The sequence below is a fragment of the Candidatus Streptomyces philanthi genome, from assembly GCF_059553635.1.
The window spans coordinates 1-15850 of the sequence record NZ_JCANQV010000134.1 but is presented as its reverse complement, the minus strand read 5'-3'; the positions used below and the strand labels follow the sequence as shown (position 1 = coordinate 15850).

The following is a 15850-nucleotide window of genomic DNA, read 5'->3' as shown; positions in this document are numbered from 1 at the left end:
CTCGCCACGGCGATCTGCACCCCTTGGTCCGCCAGGGCCTGCAACTCCGCGCCCGCGCGGTCGTCGTGGGCGGGTGGTTCGTCGGTGACCAGGCGGGTGATCAGCTCCGTCGGCACGGTCTGGAACATCGTGTCGCAGCCGAGCTTGGTGTGGTCGGCGAGCACCACCACTTCCCCCGCCGCCTGCACCAGGGCGCGGTCGACGCTCGCCGAGAGCATGTTGGAGGTGGACAGGCCGCGTTCGGCGGTCAGCCCGCTGCCCGACAGGAAGGCGCGGGAGACCCGCAGGCCCTGGAGGGACTGCTCGGCCCCGCTGCCGACCAGCGCGTAGTTGGAGCCGCGCAGGGTGCCGCCGGTCATCACGACCTCGACGCGGTTGGCGTGGGCCAACGCCTGGGCGACCAGGAGGGAGTTGGTGACGACGGTCAGGCCGGGCACCCGGGCGAGCCGGCGGGCCAGTTCCTGGGTGGTGGTGCCGGCGCCGACGACGATGGCCTCACCCTCCTCGACGAAGCCCGCGGCGAGGTCGGCGATGGCGGTCTTCTCGGCGGTCGCCAGATGCGACTTCTGGGGCAGGCCGGATTCCCGGGTGAACCCTCCCGGCAGCACCGCACCGCCGTGACGGCGGTCGAGCAGCCCTTCTGCCTCCAGCGCACGGACGTCCCGCCGTACGGTGACTTCGGAGGTCTGGACGACACGGGCGAGCTCCCGGAGCGACACCGCTCCATTGGCGCGCACCATTTCAAGGATCAGTTGGCGACGTTCTGCAGCGAACACGAAACCGACAGTAACGCCAACGGCCGTCGGTTTTCAGCACCTTGCACCAATAAACGGAAGTTGTTCACGCTGAGGACGATGAAGTGGTATACGGCCCACATATGCCGGGTCCACCGGCCCGCGCTCCCCGCCGTGCCTTCGCCCGTATGCCGACACCTCCCAGGTCAGCACCCCTGCGGACGGCCCGCGCCACCGCGTCCGGGAACCCACCGCCCGCCGCCCCGGCGAAACGTGCCGTCACCCCCGCCGCTCAGTACGCGCACAAATTTTCCCCCGGACCGTGTCGCGACACGCGGCCGGATGAGCGGCCGTTCCGGCCCGGTCTCACCCCCTCGGCCGGCCGCGGACAAACAGCGAGCAGGGGCCGTAACCGGGACCTTCAGACGGCGAGCGCGTCCGCCTTCACGGCGGTGACGAACCGGTCCCAGGCGCTCGCGGGGAAGACGAGCGCGGGGCCGTGGGGCGCCTCCTTGGAGTCCCGGACGGGGACGATGCCGGGGAGGTCGTCGCGGACTTCGAGGCAGTTGCCGCCGTCGCCGTTGCTGCGGGTGCTCTTGCGCCAGCGGGCGGAGCCGTGGAAGCCCTCGGCGACTTCGAGGCAGTCACCTCCGGAACCGTTGCTATGGGTGCTCTTGGGGTGGGGGTGTCCCCCTTCCGAAGTGCCTTCCGGGCCGGGGGCCAATAGCCGCGCCGTCTGCGTACGGGTCACAGACTTTTGCGCCCCAGTTAGGGAAGCGCCCCTTTCTACGCTTTTTGAGCGGCAGGGAGAGAAAGAACTCACGCCGCAGCTACCACCCTTTGCACGGGATCAGCAGAGCCCCGCACAGGCCTCCCTTGCGGGGGCGGGTGCGGGGCTTTTTGCGTGTCTGTGCGCCCCTGCGGGCATACGCTGAGCAGGAAAGGTTGGTGATCCTGTGGCTACTGGACTGGCCGAGAACGTCAGAAAGTTCCGGCGGGCGGCAGGCATGAGTCAAGAGCAACTTGCCGGGGCCTCCGACCTGTCGGTGGGCACAGTCCGGAAGGTGGAGCAGGGCGGTGATGTCCGCATGGAGACGCTGCACATCCTTGCACGTGCGTTGGGCGTGCCCACTTCGGCGCTGTTCGCTACCGAGACCACCGCCCCGGTTGTCGGCGACGAGGCCAACCGCCGCTACCTCGTTGAGCTACGGAAGGCTCTGATGCCTCCCGTGGGGCTCTCTGCTCCTGTGATGGATGTTGGCCAGGCTGTGGAGTTGCGAACGCTGCGCAGGGCCACAGCGGATGCGCACGCGCTTTACTGGGCCGATCGGTACGACTCCGTAGCAAAGAAGTTGCCTGCATTGCTGCGCTCCGCCGAAGCTACTGCGGCCACCCTGGACGGTGACGATGCACAGCGCGCCACTATCGCCCGTTGCCACGCACTGTTGTTGGCAGGCAAATATCTGACTCAGGTCCGCCAGTACGACATGGCCTACTACGCGCTGGCCGAAGCGATTCGACTTTCCCGAGAGTCCGGCACAACGCTTACGGCAAGCACGGGCGTTGTGGGTATGTGCTGGCTTCTTTTGAGGCAGGATCGGTTTGATGAAAGCGAGCAACTTGCGGCTCAGACGGCGGCGGAGATCGAGCCCAGAATTTCAAGTGCCAGTGCCGCTCACCTTGCCGTGTGGGGCGAACTGTGGCTCAGGGTTGCGTCTGCCGCAATTCGAAACAATCGGCCGGACGTAGCCGAAGAGGCGCGCAGGATGGCAGGGACGGCCGCGAGCGCGCTCAAACGCGAGGATGCTCGTTTCCCCGATCACTGGAGTGGTTTCGGGCCGGTCACTGCGGAACTCAAGGCCGTTGAGGACTTGGCGCTCCTGGGCGACGCGCATGGTGTACTGAGCCGCGCTGACGATGGCTTGCTGAGCAACAAGGCGATCCGAAATTTCGGCAAACCGACACCGGCGAGCTGGGACAGGCATCGGCTTGATGTGGCCAAGGCGCACGTCACGCTGAAGCAGCACCAGGATGCCATGGATGTGCTTATGTCCGTTCGCCGAACATCAGGCGAGTGGATCAAACACCAGCCCCTGGCGCGCTACGTCATGACAGATCTGCTCAAGACGCGGAAGCGGACACTGACTCAGGACATGCGCGATCTGGCTGCGCACCTGGGTATCACAGGCTAACTACTACGTGCCGTAGCAGTTTTACTACTGCGCTTCATGAACTGCACTTCTGCGTGTGTGGAGTACATGCCTTTGTGCCCGTAGGTTCCTGCCATCTCAGATTCGAGATGGCCGGGAGTCCTTATGCAGGGAGAGGGAGCAGACCGACAGCGCACCGACCGGTCTGGGCAACGCGAGACTCAAAAGCGGACCAGGGCACACAGCTCCGTCGCAGCACCTCGACCGGCGATCAGGAGCAAGAGCGTGTTCCCCACTCCGGACGCGGTGCCTCTCCGCAGTGTGGTCTACGACCGCGACTACGAAGTGCCAGCCGTCGCGTTGGCCATACGAGGGGAAGAAATTCTCCTTGAGCGTCCCACGGGGTGGCAGTGGCGGCGGAAGTACACACGCCCCCGGCCGGCGACCGAGCATGAGGAGCGGCAGCTCGCGGCCGTCGCCAAGTTCCACAAGGAGCGCGGTTCGCCGCGCCGATAGCTAAGCCCCTCGCGGCCGGTCGATTGAGATCCCGGCCGTGAGGTGTCCTCCCCGAAATGGAGTGGGCGGGCGGGCTGCCCGGCGGGCAACGTGGACCACCGGCTGGGCGGCCGCAATGTACGCATCCGAAGCGATACGGAGGAACCATGAAAGTGAATCTTTACGAGAAGGAGATCAGCGGTCCTTTCGTCGCTCTCTGCGGAGGTGGCGACAACGGAGACGAATCCATGGAGAGCTGCATCACTGTGTCGCAGCTCCACGGCGGCGGTTACGCCTTACGGGACTCCAAGCCCGAGGGAACTGGCCGTGAGCTGCGAATGAGCCGCGACGAAATCACGAAGTTCGCTCGCGGATGGATGGAACAGCACGGCTGATACGGCCGCGAACAGCAATGCGGGGCACCTCGGATATTCACGTTGCGGGGTGCCCCGCCCCCTTCCGTTCGGTGCCGATGACAAGGAGCAGGCGTGTCGCTGAGCGCGTTGATCGACGATCCCGCTGAGATCTTGGCGAACTGGCCGCATAAGCCTCTTCGCTTCCACCGTGACCCCGACTCGTTCCGTGAACTGCTGACCCTGGAAGAGGTGGGCGCGCTGATTGACGCTGACTGCCTTGCCATGCGGAACGTCGTTCTCCTCCAGGAGGGCAAGGTCTACGAGACGTGGGAGTACCACGACCCCGACGACCCCGGAATGCCCCGCCGGGGCGCCGTCCGCCGCCACATCACCAACGGAGGGTCGGTTTCCCTCCGTGAACTGGAGCAACTGAAGCCGGAAATCGCGAAGCTGCACCAGGACCTGCGGCAGGAGACCGGCTACGGGGTACACGTCAATGCGTACCTCACCCCGCCCGGCGCCCAAGGACTCAAGTACCACTTCGACCCGTACGTGACGCTCGTGGTGCAGCTCGCCGGCCGCAAGACGTGGCCCTGCCACCCCCCGTTCGTGAAGAACCCTGTCCAGGAATACGGCTCATTCCACCTGACCGGGTTCACTCCCGAACAACGGAACTACCTCGCCAACACTCCGCCGACGATGAGCTACACGCTTGCTCCCGGTGATGTGCTGTGGCTCCCCCGTGGGTACGTGCACTCTCCCTACACCGTGGGCGAGGAAACCTCGCTGCATCTCACGGTCGCGTTCAAGGAACGTACGCACCAGTGGCTGGCGCAGCAGCTCGCCGAAGGCATCCTTCACCAAGCACTGCGAGACCCGCAGATGCGCGAGGAGCTACCCCCCAACACCCTTACGGGTGAAACGCGTTGTGCGGTTGAGCAGGCGCGGCAATACCTCATCGGCACCTTGCTGCTGATGGACGCCGAAGACGCAGTTAAGTACGTCCAGGACGCAGCGCTCCGCCCCTGAACCACCCTCCCCGAGGAGCCCATGTGACGCAGCACTGGCACGCCTACGCCTACACCGGCCGCGCCTACTCGGACGGACAGGCACGCAAAGGGGAGGCCCCCGACACCTACCCGCCCTTCCTCGTCGAGGACTGGCTACGCCGCCCGCCCCGCCACATCGACGACACGTTCACGAACAAGGGAGAGGCGGTGGCATGGCTGGAGAAGGCGCTGAGTCAGTACCCGCCGCTGGATGCCGACAGCTTCCCGGCCGCGATCCGACTCGAATACGCACGCGCACAACTCGCCCAGACCGTGGGCAAGGACGTGGTGTGGGGTTGGTACGCGCACACCAGGGACTACGTCTCCCGTGCCCTGGTCGCCTGTCCACGGCCCAAGCGCCACAAGTACGCGGACGACTCCCCGCCAGCCTGCCCCGCGCCTGTCGGATGACGCGCTTGGGACGGCCCCGTACGTTCCTTCGCCCGATATCCACCCCGGGCCACGCGGGGCCGCCTGCCTAAGCATCCTCGCCGACGGACGCGGAACGGTCGCACACGTAGGTCCCGCGCTGCGGGACAACGAACAGCAGGCCGTCCCGCGCCAGCGCGGCAATCGCCCGGCGCACCGTCGGGCGGGACAGGCCGAATTCCTCGCAGAGTCGCGTCTCGGACGAGATGGGGCGGCGGGGCTTCCAATCGCCCCGCTGAATGCGTGCACGCAGGATGCCCGCGAGTTGCTGATACGGGGGCTCGGGTGCGTCGCGTTCGATCATGTCGTCTGGGCCGTACTCCATGCCGCAACGGTAGCGGGGTGCAGCAGACGCGAACATCAAGACACGTGCATTGACGTACCTTTACAAGCCTTTACGTATCTTGACGTAAGGGCCTCTCTTCCCGCGCCCCTGGAAGGGCCCCACGTCCGCACAGGCACGCGCCATCTTCCATGCCGAAGAAGTGCAAGGGCTCACCCGGAACAGCGTGAACGCTGGTGGGCGGCCGCATTCGCCGAGATCGGCGCGGACTATCCCTACCGCTACGACGGCGACCAGTTCACCGTACGAGGGGCAGCGGCATGACTCGCGACGCGTTCACCAACCCCGCCCCGCAGGTGCCTCCCGCCGTCTGCCACTGCGGCAGGGGCACCACCGCGCCCGTCACCGTGCGGCACATCCCGCGCCCCGACGTCGAAACCGTCTGGTGCGAGGTGGCCGACGAGGGGTGTCCGGAATCCGCCGCCCCTCGCCCGGGGGGCGGCGCGTCACCCTCCGGGCCCTCCGGCAGGCCGCCCGGGGAGCGGTCCCGCTACTCGGCGGCCGTCTTGCGCGTGTGCAGCTGGCGGGCCACCTCGGCGACCGAGCCGGACAGCGACGGGTAGACGGTGAAGGCGTTGGCGATCTGCTCGACGGTCAGGTTGTTGTCGACCGCGATCGAGATCGGGTGGATCAGCTCACTGGCGCGCGGCGCGACGACCACACCGCCGACGACGATGCCGGTGCCCGGACGGCAGAACAGCTTGACGAAACCGTCGCGGACGCCCTGCATCTTGGCGCGCGGGTTGCGCAGCAGCGGCAGCTTGACGACCCGGGCGTCGATCCGGCCGTTGTCGACATCGGCCTGGGAGTAGCCGACGGTCGCGATCTCCGGGTCGGTGAAGACGTTGGCGGAGACGGCCTTGAGGTTCAGCGGGGTGACCGCGTCGCCGAGGAAGTGGTACATCGCGATCCGGCCCTGCATCGCCGCGACGGACGCGAGCGCGAGGACGCCGGTGCAGTCGCCCGCCGCGTAGACGCCGGGGGCGCTGGTGCGGGAGACCTTGTCGGTCCAGATGTGGCCGGACTCCTTGAGCCTGACGCCGGACTCCTCCAGCCCGATGCCCTCGGTGTTGGGGATCGAGCCGACGGCCATCAGGCAGTGCGTACCGGAGATCGTGCGGCCGTCGGACAGGGTGACCTCGACGCGGTCGCCCACCCGCTTGGCGGACTGGGCCCGCGAGCGCGCCATGACGTTCATGCCGCGGCGCCGGAAGACGTCCTCCAGGACGGCGGCGGCGTCCGGGTCCTCGCCCGGCAGCACCCGGTCGCGGGAGGAGACCAGGGTGACGCGGGAGCCGAGCGCCTGGTACGCGCCGGCGAACTCGGCGCCGGTGACACCGGAGCCGACCACGATCAGTTCCTCGGGCAGTTCGTCGAGGTCGTAGACCTGGGTCCAGTTGAGGATGCGCTCGCCGTCGGGCTGCGCGTCCGGGATCTCGCGGGGGTGCGCGCCGGTGGCGATCAGCACGGCGTCGGCGGTCAGCGTCTGCTCGGTGCCGTCGGCGACGGTCACCGTGACCCGGCGCGAGCCGTCGGCGGACTGGCCCGGCTCCAGACGGCCGCGGCCGCGCAGCACGCGGGCCCCGGCGCGGGTGACGGAGGCGGTGATGTCGTGTGACTGGGCGAGGGCGAGGCGCTTGACACGGCGGTTGACCTTGCCGAGGTCGACGCCGACGACCTGCGCGGGGTCGTCGGCGGAGGGGGTGCCGTCCTCGACGATGATGCCCAGTTCCTCGTAGGAGGAGCCGAAGGTCGTCATCACCTCGGCGGTGGCGATGAGCGTCTTGGACGGCACGCAGTCGGTGAGCACCGAAGCGCCGCCCAGACCGTCGCAGTCGACGACGGTCACCTCCGCGCCGAGGGAGGCGCCCACCAGGGCCGCCTCGTATCCGCCAGGTCCGCCGCCGATGATCACGATCCGAGTCACGTCCTCCATTGTCCCGCACGCGCGCCGGTGGCTCCCGGCGGGGGTGCGGGCGCACGCCGGGAGCGCGGGTCACACGGAAGTGGATCTCCACCGGGGCGGGCGCCGGGAGCACGCGCCCGAAGGCGTGCGCCGCTGCACCCTTCGGTGCGGGTGTGCGCCGCCCCGATGCCCCGTACCACGGGTCGGCCGGGTGTCCTCCCGTACCCTCGAACCATGTCGCTCTACGCCGCGTACGCCGGCAACCTCGACGCGCGGCTGATGTCCCGCCGCGCACCGCACTCGCCCCTGCGCGGCACCGGCTGGCTCAACGGCTGGCGGCTCACCTTCGGCGGCGAGCAGATGGGCTGGGAGGGGGCGCTGGCGACGATCGTCGAGGCGCCGCGTTCCCAGGTGTTCGTCGCCCTGTACGACATCGCCCCCATGGACGAGGAGTCCATGGACCGCTGGGAGGGCGTCGGCATGGACGTCTACCGCCGGATGCGGGTACGGGTGCACACCCTCGACGGCGACGAGGCGGCCTGGCTCTACGTCCTCAACGGCTACGAGGGCGGCCTGCCCTCCGCGCGCTACCTCGGGGAGATCGCGGACGCGGCGGAGTCGGCCGGGGCACCGCACGACTATGTGATGGAGCTGCGCAAGCGGCCGTGCTGAGGGGCGGACGGGCAGTGCCGCGTCTCCTGGGGCGAGCGACTCGCGGGGTTCCTGTGAAACGCGCCGGGCGGCGACGCGGACCTGGGCATCTGTGACGCGCGTGGGGCGCTGAGCGACAGTGCGCGCCCCCGTCGGCTGTGACGCACGGGTTCGCGCCATACGGACACCGCTGGTGTGGGCGACGCCACGCGCTCCCGCTTCCCGGCCCGCCTGTGTGCCCGTTCCGCCCGGTGGGAGGCGGCGCGCCCGGTCCCGTCAACGCTGATCTCCCGGGGCGGCAACCACACGTTCCCGGCCGTGTGAGCACCGGCATCTACGCGCGTAGGGAATCAGCGGCTACCCTCGTCCGCGTGAACGCATCTGTTACCCCGGACATCGCCCGCGACCCGCAGGGCGCCGCCGACGCCGCCGCCGCCCGCCTGCGGGAGCTCACCGGCGCCGACTCCCACGACGTCGCCCTGGTCATGGGCTCCGGCTGGGCCCCCGCCGCCGAGGCGCTGGGCACTCCCGAGCACGAGTTCCCGGTCACCGAGCTGCCCGGCTTCCCGGCCCCGGCCGTCGCCGGCCACGGCGGCGCGGTCCGCTCGTACCGGATCGGTGAGAAGCGCGCGCTGGTCTTCCTGGGCCGCACGCACTACTACGAGGGCCGTGGTGTCGCCCCGGTCGCGCACGGCGTGCGGACCGCCGCCGCGGCGGGCTGCAAGACCATCGTCCTCACCAACGGGTGCGGTGGTCTGCGCGAGGGCATGCGCCCCGGCCAGCCGGTCCTCATCAGCGACCACATCAACCTCACCGCCACCTCCCCGATCGTCGGCGCCCACTTCGTCGACCTGACGGACCTGTACTCGCCGCGGCTGCGCGCGCTGTGCAAGGAGATCGACCCGAGCCTGGAGGAGGGCGTCTACGCCCAGTTCCCCGGCCCGCACTACGAGACCCCCGCCGAGATCAAGATGGTCCGCACCCTGGGCGCCGACCTGGTCGGCATGTCCACGGTCCTGGAGGCCATCGCCGCCCGTGAGGCCGGCGCCGAGGTGCTGGGCCTGTCCCTGGTGACCAACCTCGCCGCGGGCATGACCGGCGAGCCCCTCAACCACGAGGAGGTCCTCCAGGCCGGCCGCGACTCCGCGTCCCGGATGGGCGGCCTGCTCGCCCAGGTGCTCGGCAGGATCTGAGCCACGGCGGCCGGGCGGCACCGCCCGCCCGGCCCGCGCCGTCCCTCCGTACGAGGCGCGCACCGGGGCCGGCCCCGGGCCCTCCCCACCCCCACCACCAGGAGCATCACGTGGCAACCGACCCCGCGGAGCTGACCGAACGGGCCCGGACTTGGCTGGCCGAGGACCCCGACCCCGAGACCCGTGACGAGCTGTCCCGGCTGATCGGCGCCGGGGACCACGCCGAGCTGGCCGCCCGCTTCTCCGGCACCCTCCAGTTCGGCACCGCCGGTCTGCGCGGCGAGCTGGGCGCGGGCCCGATGCGGATGAACCGCGCGGTCGTCATCCGCGCCGCGGCCGGTCTCGCGGCGTACCTGAGGGCCAAGGGGCAGGGCTCCGGGCTCGTCGTCATCGGCTACGACGCGCGCCACAAGAGCGCCGACTTCGCCCGTGACACGGCGGCCGTGATGGTCGGCGCGGGCCTGCGCGCCGCGCTGCTGCCGCGCCCGCTGCCCACGCCCGTGCTGGCGTTCGCGATCCGGCACCTGGGCGCGGTGGCGGGCGTCGAGGTCACCGCGAGCCACAACCCGCCGCGCGACAACGGTTACAAGGTCTATCTCGGCGACGGTTCCCAGATCGTCCCGCCGGCCGACGGGGAGATCGCCGCCGAGATCGCGGCGGTGCGCTCCCTGCACGACGTGCCGCGCCCCGACGCGGGCTGGGAGATCCTGGGCGACGACATCCTCGCGGCCTATCTGGCGCGCACCGACGCGGTACTGACCCCCGGTTCGCCGCGCGAGGTGCGCACCGTCTACACGCCGATGCACGGCGTCGGCCGGGACACCCTGCTCGCCGCGTTCGAGCGGGCCGGGTTCCCCGCGCCCGTGGTCGTCGCGGAACAGGCCGAGCCCGACCCGGACTTCCCGACGGTGGCCTTCCCCAACCCGGAGGAGCCGGGCGCGATGGACCTGGCGTTCGCCACGGCCCGCGCCCAGGGGCCGGACGCCGTCGACGTGGTGATCGCCAACGACCCGGACGCGGACCGCTGTGCCGTCGCCGTACCCGACCCGGACGCCGGGGCGGGCTGGCGGATGTTGCGCGGTGACGAGGTCGGCGCGCTGCTCGCCGCCCATCTGGTCGCCAAGGGCGCGTCCGGCACCTTCGCCACCACGATCGTCTCCTCGTCCCTGATGTCCCGGATCGCCGGCTCCGCCTTGCTCGGCTACCGGGAGACCCTGACCGGCTTCAAGTGGCTGGCCCGCGTCGACGGCCTGCGCTACGCCTTCGAGGAGGCGCTGGGCTACTGCGTCGACCCCGAGGGCGTCCGCGACAAGGACGGCGTCACCGCCGCCCTGCTGATCGCCGAACTCGCCGCCGGTCTCAAGAGCGCCGGACGCGGCCTGACCGATCTGCTGGACGACCTGGCGCTGGAGTTCGGCCTGCACGCCACCGACCAGCTCTCGGTCCGCGTCCAGGACCTCTCGCTGATCGCGGACGCCATGCGCCGGCTGCGCGAGCAGCCGCCCGCCTCCCTCGCCGGCCTCCCGGTGGACACCGCCGACGACCTGTCGCACGGCAGCGCCACGCTCCCCGCGACGGACGGGCTGCGCTACCACCTCACCGGCACCCCCGAAAGCGGCGTGCGCTCCGCCCGGGTCGTCGTCCGCCCCAGCGGCACCGAGCCCAAGCTCAAGTGCTACCTGGAGGCCGTCGTCCCGGTCGGTTCCCGGGACGCGCTGCCGGACGCCCGCGGGCGCGCGGCGGCGTTCCTGGCACAGCTGAAGCGGGACCTCTCGGCGGCCGCCGGGATCTGAGCGGACGCACGACGGGCGGGCCGGGGCGAGGAGCGCCCGGCCCGCCCGGCCCGCCTCTCCGCAAGTGACCAGGGGTACCGTTCTGTTGTCGCCATGCAGAACGGAGTTATGCATGCCACCCCCTGATGACGACCACATCGGCGCACGCATCGCTGATCTCCGCAAGCTGCGCCAGCTGACACAAACGGGCCTGGCTCAACGTGCCTACGTCTCCCGCAGCACCATCGCGAAGGTCGAGGCAGGGCTGACACCTGCGACCCCTGCCATAGTGGCCGCGGTCGCGAGAGTCCTCGAAGTCGACGTCTCCGTGCTCAACGGCCAGCCGTATATGGCAGAGATGCGGCAAGACCGTCTCGACCGGATGATCGCCCCGCTCTCGGATGCACTGGATCTGTACGACCTCGGGCCGGACCCCGAGATCACTCCCAGGCCCGTTGCGGCATTGGAGGCCGAGGTCGATGAACTGTGCGCCGGTGCCTGTGCCACTGAATACAAAGGTGTGGGTTCGAAGCTACCTGGACTCCTGGGAGAGCTGACCACAGCCTTCAGCCTGCTTCCCACCGGTAGTGACCGTCAACGTGTGGCATCCGCTCTGAGCTGGTCCTACTCGGTGGCATACGAATTCGCCTACAGATTGGGGTATCACCAACTCGCTTCCATCGCACTGGAGCGAATGGGCTGGATGGCAGAACAAGCACAAGATCCTCTGCTGCTTGCCATCCGGCTGAACAAGCGCAGCAGCATGCTTTTGCGCCGGGGGAACAATCAGATGGCCCTGAAGATTCTTGAGCGCGGACATCAACTGGTCACACAGCATGATGATGCCGGCTCGATACCGGCCTTGGCCGTCTCCGGGAGCTTGCATCTGGCCGGCGCGATCGCCGCGGCCCAGGCCAAGAACGAGGGCGCTGTCGATGGCTACATGGAGATGGCACGACAAGCCGCCGCACAGATCGGACGGGACGTGCCCCGCGCTTACTGGGCCTCTTTCGGCAAAACGAATGTTGCCCACTTCGAAGTCGCGACCGCTGTGGAGTTGGGGAAGCTGGGCGACGCGATCAAGGCCGCTCGGCAGCTGCACTTCCCCACCGAACACCCCCGCATGAGGGTAGGCCGCTATCACATCGAAATGGCGCGTGCGTACGCACAGATGGGAAAGGCGGAAGCAGCCGAAAAGTCCTTGCATCGGGCCAGGGAAGTCGCGCCCCAGCAGGCGCGGTACCACCCATTGATGCGAGAGACGATCGCCGTGCTGGTCCGTCGCCGGCGTCGAGCGCCACGGGGACTGGCGTCGCTGGCCACTTGGGTGGGGATGTAGCCCGCCGTTACGGCCCGAGTGTTCCTCGTTCAGGAACACTCGGGCCCTCGCGTGCCTGCAGGCTGTTGCGCGACAGCAGACCCCCGCGGCCGCGTCGCGTGCGGCCCGGGGGCGTGGCCATCAGCTATCGAGGAGTTGACGACATGACCAACGCTATCGCGAGGCTCGCGGGGCCCGCACGGAGTCGAGAAGGCGTCATGACAAACCTCATGGACGCCGCACGCCTGCTGCCGTGGACCACCCTGGACGGGAAGCCGTGCTACGTCCTCGGCGGCGACCGGGTCGGCCATGTCTCCCGCCTCGCCGACGAGATGGAGGAAGAGCAGATGAGTTCCGCCGCCGAACTCATCACAGAATCCTGCCGCATCCTTGCCGGCAAGGCGTGGACTCCCGGCGAAATTCACTTGCTGGCCGTCGAGTTGAACGACCACCTGGTCAAGGTGCACCGGGTATCGGAGAGCCGGGGCGCCCGGTTGCTCCTATTGAAGGGCGACCCCACCGAGGCCGACGAGCACGAAGCGGAAGGCAAGGGCGTCGAGTACGACGACCCCGGCACGGGCGATCCGGGCGACAGCCGGACCACCGGAGGGTACAACGCCCCGCCCGCGTACGGCTTCCCCCGACCGGACAGGCCCTGAGCAGGGAAAAGCGCGTGTCCCGCACGAGCCGGCGGACTCAGTTCACGCCCTCGGCCCGTCCCACGGGGAAGATCCCGAGCGCTCCGCCAAGGGATACCGCACCGGGTCCGCCCGCGCTGCGAGGAATCCGCCACCCTCCTGGGACTACCGGCGGAGGGCGGAGCCACCCCGTTCCAGCCATCCACGGACGGCACGTCACCGCATGCCCCACAATCGACACAGCCGCGAGAAGGAGACAGCAACAGTGACACCGACAACAACACCTATGCCGTGGGGGCTTGTCCGCATGAAGCCCTTCCCGGACACGATCGTCCTGCCGCACGCACGCATCTCGCTGGATGCCCGGACCCAGACGGCCCGGTGGCTCGCCGAGGACGGCACCCGGCTTCCGGCCCTGGACAAGCACAAGGCCAGTGAGACATCACAAGAAACAAGCACCTCGACCAGCCTGGACGGCAACAGGGATGAGGGGCACGACCAATCGGGCGACAGCGACTGATGGCAAGTGCCGCCGTGGACGCTCCCGTCCTTGTCGTGACGCGGCTCGATGACACCACTGCCGACCTCGTGGTCACGGAGCTGTACCAGCGCGATGTCCCCGTGGTCCGCTTGGACCCCGGCGACTTCCCCGACCGGCTCCGGCTGAACGCGTTCCTCGACGGCCAAGGCATGGGCGGCAGGGTGCTGACCGATACCCGCATCGCGGATCTGGCCAGCGTCCGGTCGGTCTACTGGCGCCGCCCCACCCCCTATGCCGTCGGGCCCGGCCAGGTCCAGCGGTGGTGCGGCGACCAGGCACGATACGGACTCGGTGGCGTCCTGGCGGCACTTCCCGGCGCGCACTACGTCAACCATCCCTGGCGGAACCGGGACGCCGAGTACAAGCCTGCCCAGCTGGCCACCGCCGCGCAATGCGCACTTCGCATTCCGCCGACGCTGATCACCAACGACCCGGAAGAAGCCCGTCGTTTCGCCGGGCAGTACCGTCCGGTGCTCTACAAGCCACTGTGGAACAGCGCCTACACCGGTCCGGACGACCGTCCTTTGACTGTCTGGGTGGACGACGTGGCCCCCGACGCCCTCGACACCGGCGTTTCACGCACCGCTCACCTCTTCCAACGGCGCGTCGACAAGATCGCCGACGTACGTCTCACAGTCGTCGGGAAACGGCTCTTCGCCGTGCTCATCGACTCCCCCAGCCTCGACTGGCGACGTACCTACGACCACAACACGTACACCCTCATCGACACACCGCCTGACGTCGTCAGGGCCGTCCACGACTATCTGGACGTCTTCGGCCTGGTCTACGGCGCCTTCGACTTCGGGATCGACCGCGAGGGGCAGTGGTGGATGTACGAGTGCAACCCGAATGGGCAATGGGCCTGGTTCCCGGGCCGCATCACCGCCCGGATCACCGACGCCCTCGCCGACCAACTCCAGCACCGTGGAGAAGAGCCCTGTGAACGCTGACGCCGCAGCCCCGCCCCCTGACGCGCCCGCCGCCCTGCGCCGTGCCCTGGCCGACACCCTCTGCGCCAAGGGGCTGCTCACCGATCCCGCATGGCGCGCCGCTGTCGAGTCCGTCCCCCGTCACCTTTTCCTCGGCACCTGCGTGTACCGCCCGAACGGAACTCTGTGGGAGCCCTTCCCTCGCGATCGGACCGACGAGACCGCCTGGCTGCGGCTGGCCTACTCCGACCGGACCGTGGTCACCCAGGTGGACGGAGTCGCGGCCGCCGACGCCACTGGCCCGGTCCCGGGACGGCCCACTTCTTCCTCCACTCTCCCCTCCCTCGTCCTCCGCATGGCTGAACTCTCCGGCATCGGCAGAGGGGACCAGGTGCTGTGGGTCGGGACCGGCACCGGCTACTCCACCGCACTGGTCTCCCACGTCGTCGGCGCGCGGAACGTCACCTCGGTCGAGTACGACCCGGAACTGGCGCGGTTGGCCGCCGACCGCCTCCACCGGGCCGGCCACCGCCCCCACCTCGTCACCGGCGACGGGCTCCAAGGCCACAAGGACAACGCAGAATACGATGCCCTGGTGGCCACCTGCGCCGTACGGACCGTCCCCGTTTCCTGGCTGCGGCAGGTCCGCGACGGCGGCACGATCACCATGACCCTCAGCGGTTGGATGCTCGCCTCTGGGCTCATCCGGCTCACACTCGGCGACGACGGCAGCGCCACTGGCCGCTTCACGGGCGACCGGATCAGCTTCATGCTCGCCCGTCCCCACGAGCGTCCGCCCCGGCCCATTTTCTTCCGTCACGACGGCACCACGCGTCGCAGCCGCGTGGACCCGGCACTGCTCAACAACGACTGGACAGCCCAGTTCGTCGCCCAGCTGGCCGCCCCCTCCGCAGAACTCATGACCACGGGCGACGGGGTGATCCTCGTGGACACCGCCACCGGATCACAGGCATGGACCGAAGCCACCGAAGGCGGCTGGGACGTGCACCAGCACGGCCCCCTGCGCCTCTGGGACCAGATCGAGACGGCACTGCTCACCTGGCGGGAGGCCGGGGCGCCCGATCAATCCGGCTTCGGTATGACGGTCGCCCCGGACCTCACACAGACGGTGTGGATCAAGGACCCGGCCGGGCCGTCCTGGCACCTACCGGCCTGACGGCCGCACGGCGGGCTACAGGGCCAGCGTCACGGCCAGGCCCACCGCGCCCGCCACGCAGGGGGCGATGATCTCGTAGGCCCAGCGGACGGACACCTCGCCCCGGGCCGTCTCGCGGTGCGCGGCGGCCGCCTTGATCTCGCGCAGCTCGCCGAGGGTCTGGTCGGCG

16 protein-coding genes are annotated in these 15850 nt (G+C 69.4%); 12 read left to right on the top strand and 4 right to left on the bottom strand.

The window, feature by feature from the left end:
- Positions 1–740: DeoR/GlpR family DNA-binding transcription regulator (locus AC51EU_RS17185; RefSeq protein ID WP_496267848.1), on the bottom strand; the 740-nt coding region annotated here is incomplete at its 3' end.
- A gap of 415 nt (positions 741–1155) precedes the next feature.
- Positions 1156–1458 carry a DUF397 domain-containing protein gene (locus tag AC51EU_RS17180; RefSeq protein WP_496267847.1) on the bottom strand — a complete coding sequence of 101 codons (303 nt, stop codon included), beginning with the start codon at positions 1456–1458 and terminating at the stop codon, positions 1156–1158.
- 232 nt (positions 1459–1690) lie between these two features.
- Here AC51EU_RS17180 and AC51EU_RS17175 point away from each other — a divergent pair, with 232 nt between their 5' ends.
- The 4 genes from AC51EU_RS17175 to AC51EU_RS17160 all read left to right on the top strand — a co-directional run bounded on the left by AC51EU_RS17175 (position 1691) and on the right by AC51EU_RS17160 (position 5195).
- Complete coding sequence (locus tag AC51EU_RS17175; protein WP_496267846.1) at positions 1691–2926, top strand: helix-turn-helix domain-containing protein; 1236 nt, start codon at positions 1691–1693, stop codon at positions 2924–2926.
- A 620-nt stretch (positions 2927–3546) separates the two neighbouring features.
- Positions 3547–3774 carry a DUF397 domain-containing protein gene (locus AC51EU_RS17170; protein WP_496267845.1) on the top strand — a complete coding sequence of 76 codons (228 nt, stop codon included), beginning with the start codon at positions 3547–3549 and terminating at the stop codon, positions 3772–3774.
- Between the two features lie 93 nt (positions 3775–3867).
- Positions 3868–4764, top strand: a complete 897-nt coding sequence (locus AC51EU_RS17165; RefSeq protein ID WP_496267844.1) for a JmjC domain-containing protein — start codon at positions 3868–3870, stop codon at positions 4762–4764.
- 23 nt (positions 4765–4787) lie between these two features.
- Positions 4788–5195, top strand: coding sequence for a hypothetical protein (locus AC51EU_RS17160; protein ID WP_496267843.1), 408 nt, complete (start codon positions 4788–4790; stop codon positions 5193–5195).
- Between the two features lie 67 nt (positions 5196–5262).
- On the opposite strand, the gene AC51EU_RS17155 is transcribed toward AC51EU_RS17160, so the two are convergent.
- Both AC51EU_RS17155 and AC51EU_RS17150 read right to left on the bottom strand, forming a co-directional pair.
- Positions 5263–5538: a GntR family transcriptional regulator gene (locus tag AC51EU_RS17155; protein ID WP_496267842.1), complete on the bottom strand. Its 276-nt coding sequence runs from the start codon at positions 5536–5538 to the stop codon at positions 5263–5265.
- Between the two features lie 508 nt (positions 5539–6046).
- Positions 6047–7492, bottom strand: coding sequence for an NAD(P)H-quinone dehydrogenase (locus AC51EU_RS17150; RefSeq protein ID WP_496267841.1), 1446 nt, complete (start codon positions 7490–7492; stop codon positions 6047–6049).
- Between the two features lie 204 nt (positions 7493–7696).
- Here AC51EU_RS17150 and AC51EU_RS17145 point away from each other — a divergent pair, with 204 nt between their 5' ends.
- From AC51EU_RS17145 to tgmC, 8 genes are all read left to right on the top strand, one after another.
- Positions 7697–8134, top strand: coding sequence for a gamma-glutamylcyclotransferase family protein (locus AC51EU_RS17145; protein ID WP_496267840.1), 438 nt, complete (start codon positions 7697–7699; stop codon positions 8132–8134).
- 350 nt (positions 8135–8484) lie between these two features.
- Complete coding sequence (locus tag AC51EU_RS17140; RefSeq protein WP_496267839.1) at positions 8485–9306, top strand: purine-nucleoside phosphorylase; 822 nt, start codon at positions 8485–8487, stop codon at positions 9304–9306.
- A 110-nt stretch (positions 9307–9416) separates the two neighbouring features.
- Entirely contained in the window at positions 9417–11099 is a 1683-nt protein-coding gene (locus AC51EU_RS17135; RefSeq protein ID WP_496267838.1) for a phospho-sugar mutase, read from the top strand.
- A 112-nt stretch (positions 11100–11211) separates the two neighbouring features.
- Complete coding sequence (locus AC51EU_RS17130) at positions 11212–12417, top strand: helix-turn-helix domain-containing protein (protein ID WP_496267837.1); 1206 nt, start codon at positions 11212–11214, stop codon at positions 12415–12417.
- A gap of 197 nt (positions 12418–12614) precedes the next feature.
- Positions 12615–13055, top strand: a complete 441-nt coding sequence (locus tag AC51EU_RS17125; protein ID WP_496267836.1) for a hypothetical protein — start codon at positions 12615–12617, stop codon at positions 13053–13055.
- Between the two features lie 202 nt (positions 13056–13257).
- Positions 13258–13554: a putative ATP-grasp-modified RiPP gene (gene tgmA / locus AC51EU_RS17120; RefSeq protein WP_496267835.1), complete on the top strand. Its 297-nt coding sequence runs from the start codon at positions 13258–13260 to the stop codon at positions 13552–13554.
- 35 nt (positions 13555–13589) lie between these two features.
- Positions 13590–14525, top strand: a complete 936-nt coding sequence (gene tgmB, locus AC51EU_RS17115; RefSeq protein ID WP_496267834.1) for an ATP-grasp ribosomal peptide maturase — start codon at positions 13590–13592, stop codon at positions 14523–14525.
- Positions 14515–15681, top strand: coding sequence for an ATP-grasp peptide maturase system methyltransferase (gene tgmC / locus AC51EU_RS17110; RefSeq protein ID WP_496267833.1), 1167 nt, complete (start codon positions 14515–14517; stop codon positions 15679–15681). Before tgmB ends, tgmC begins: the two co-directional genes overlap by 11 nt.
- The last annotated feature ends 169 nt before the right edge of the window (positions 15682–15850 follow it).

Coding starts and splice junctions, on each gene's coding strand:
- AC51EU_RS17155 (WP_496267842.1), bottom strand. CDS start 5,538: ATGGAGTACGGCCCAGACGACATGATCGAACGCGACGCACCCGAGCCC.
- AC51EU_RS17130 (WP_496267837.1), top strand. CDS start 11,212: ATGCCACCCCCTGATGACGACCACATCGGCGCACGCATCGCTGATCTC.
- AC51EU_RS17145 (WP_496267840.1), top strand. CDS start 7,697: ATGTCGCTCTACGCCGCGTACGCCGGCAACCTCGACGCGCGGCTGATG.
- AC51EU_RS17150 (WP_496267841.1), bottom strand. CDS start 7,492: ATGGAGGACGTGACTCGGATCGTGATCATCGGCGGCGGACCTGGCGGA.
- tgmA (WP_496267835.1), top strand. CDS start 13,258: ATGCCCCACAATCGACACAGCCGCGAGAAGGAGACAGCAACAGTGACA.
- AC51EU_RS17170 (WP_496267845.1), top strand. CDS start 3,547: ATGAAAGTGAATCTTTACGAGAAGGAGATCAGCGGTCCTTTCGTCGCT.
- AC51EU_RS17125 (WP_496267836.1), top strand. CDS start 12,615: ATGACAAACCTCATGGACGCCGCACGCCTGCTGCCGTGGACCACCCTG.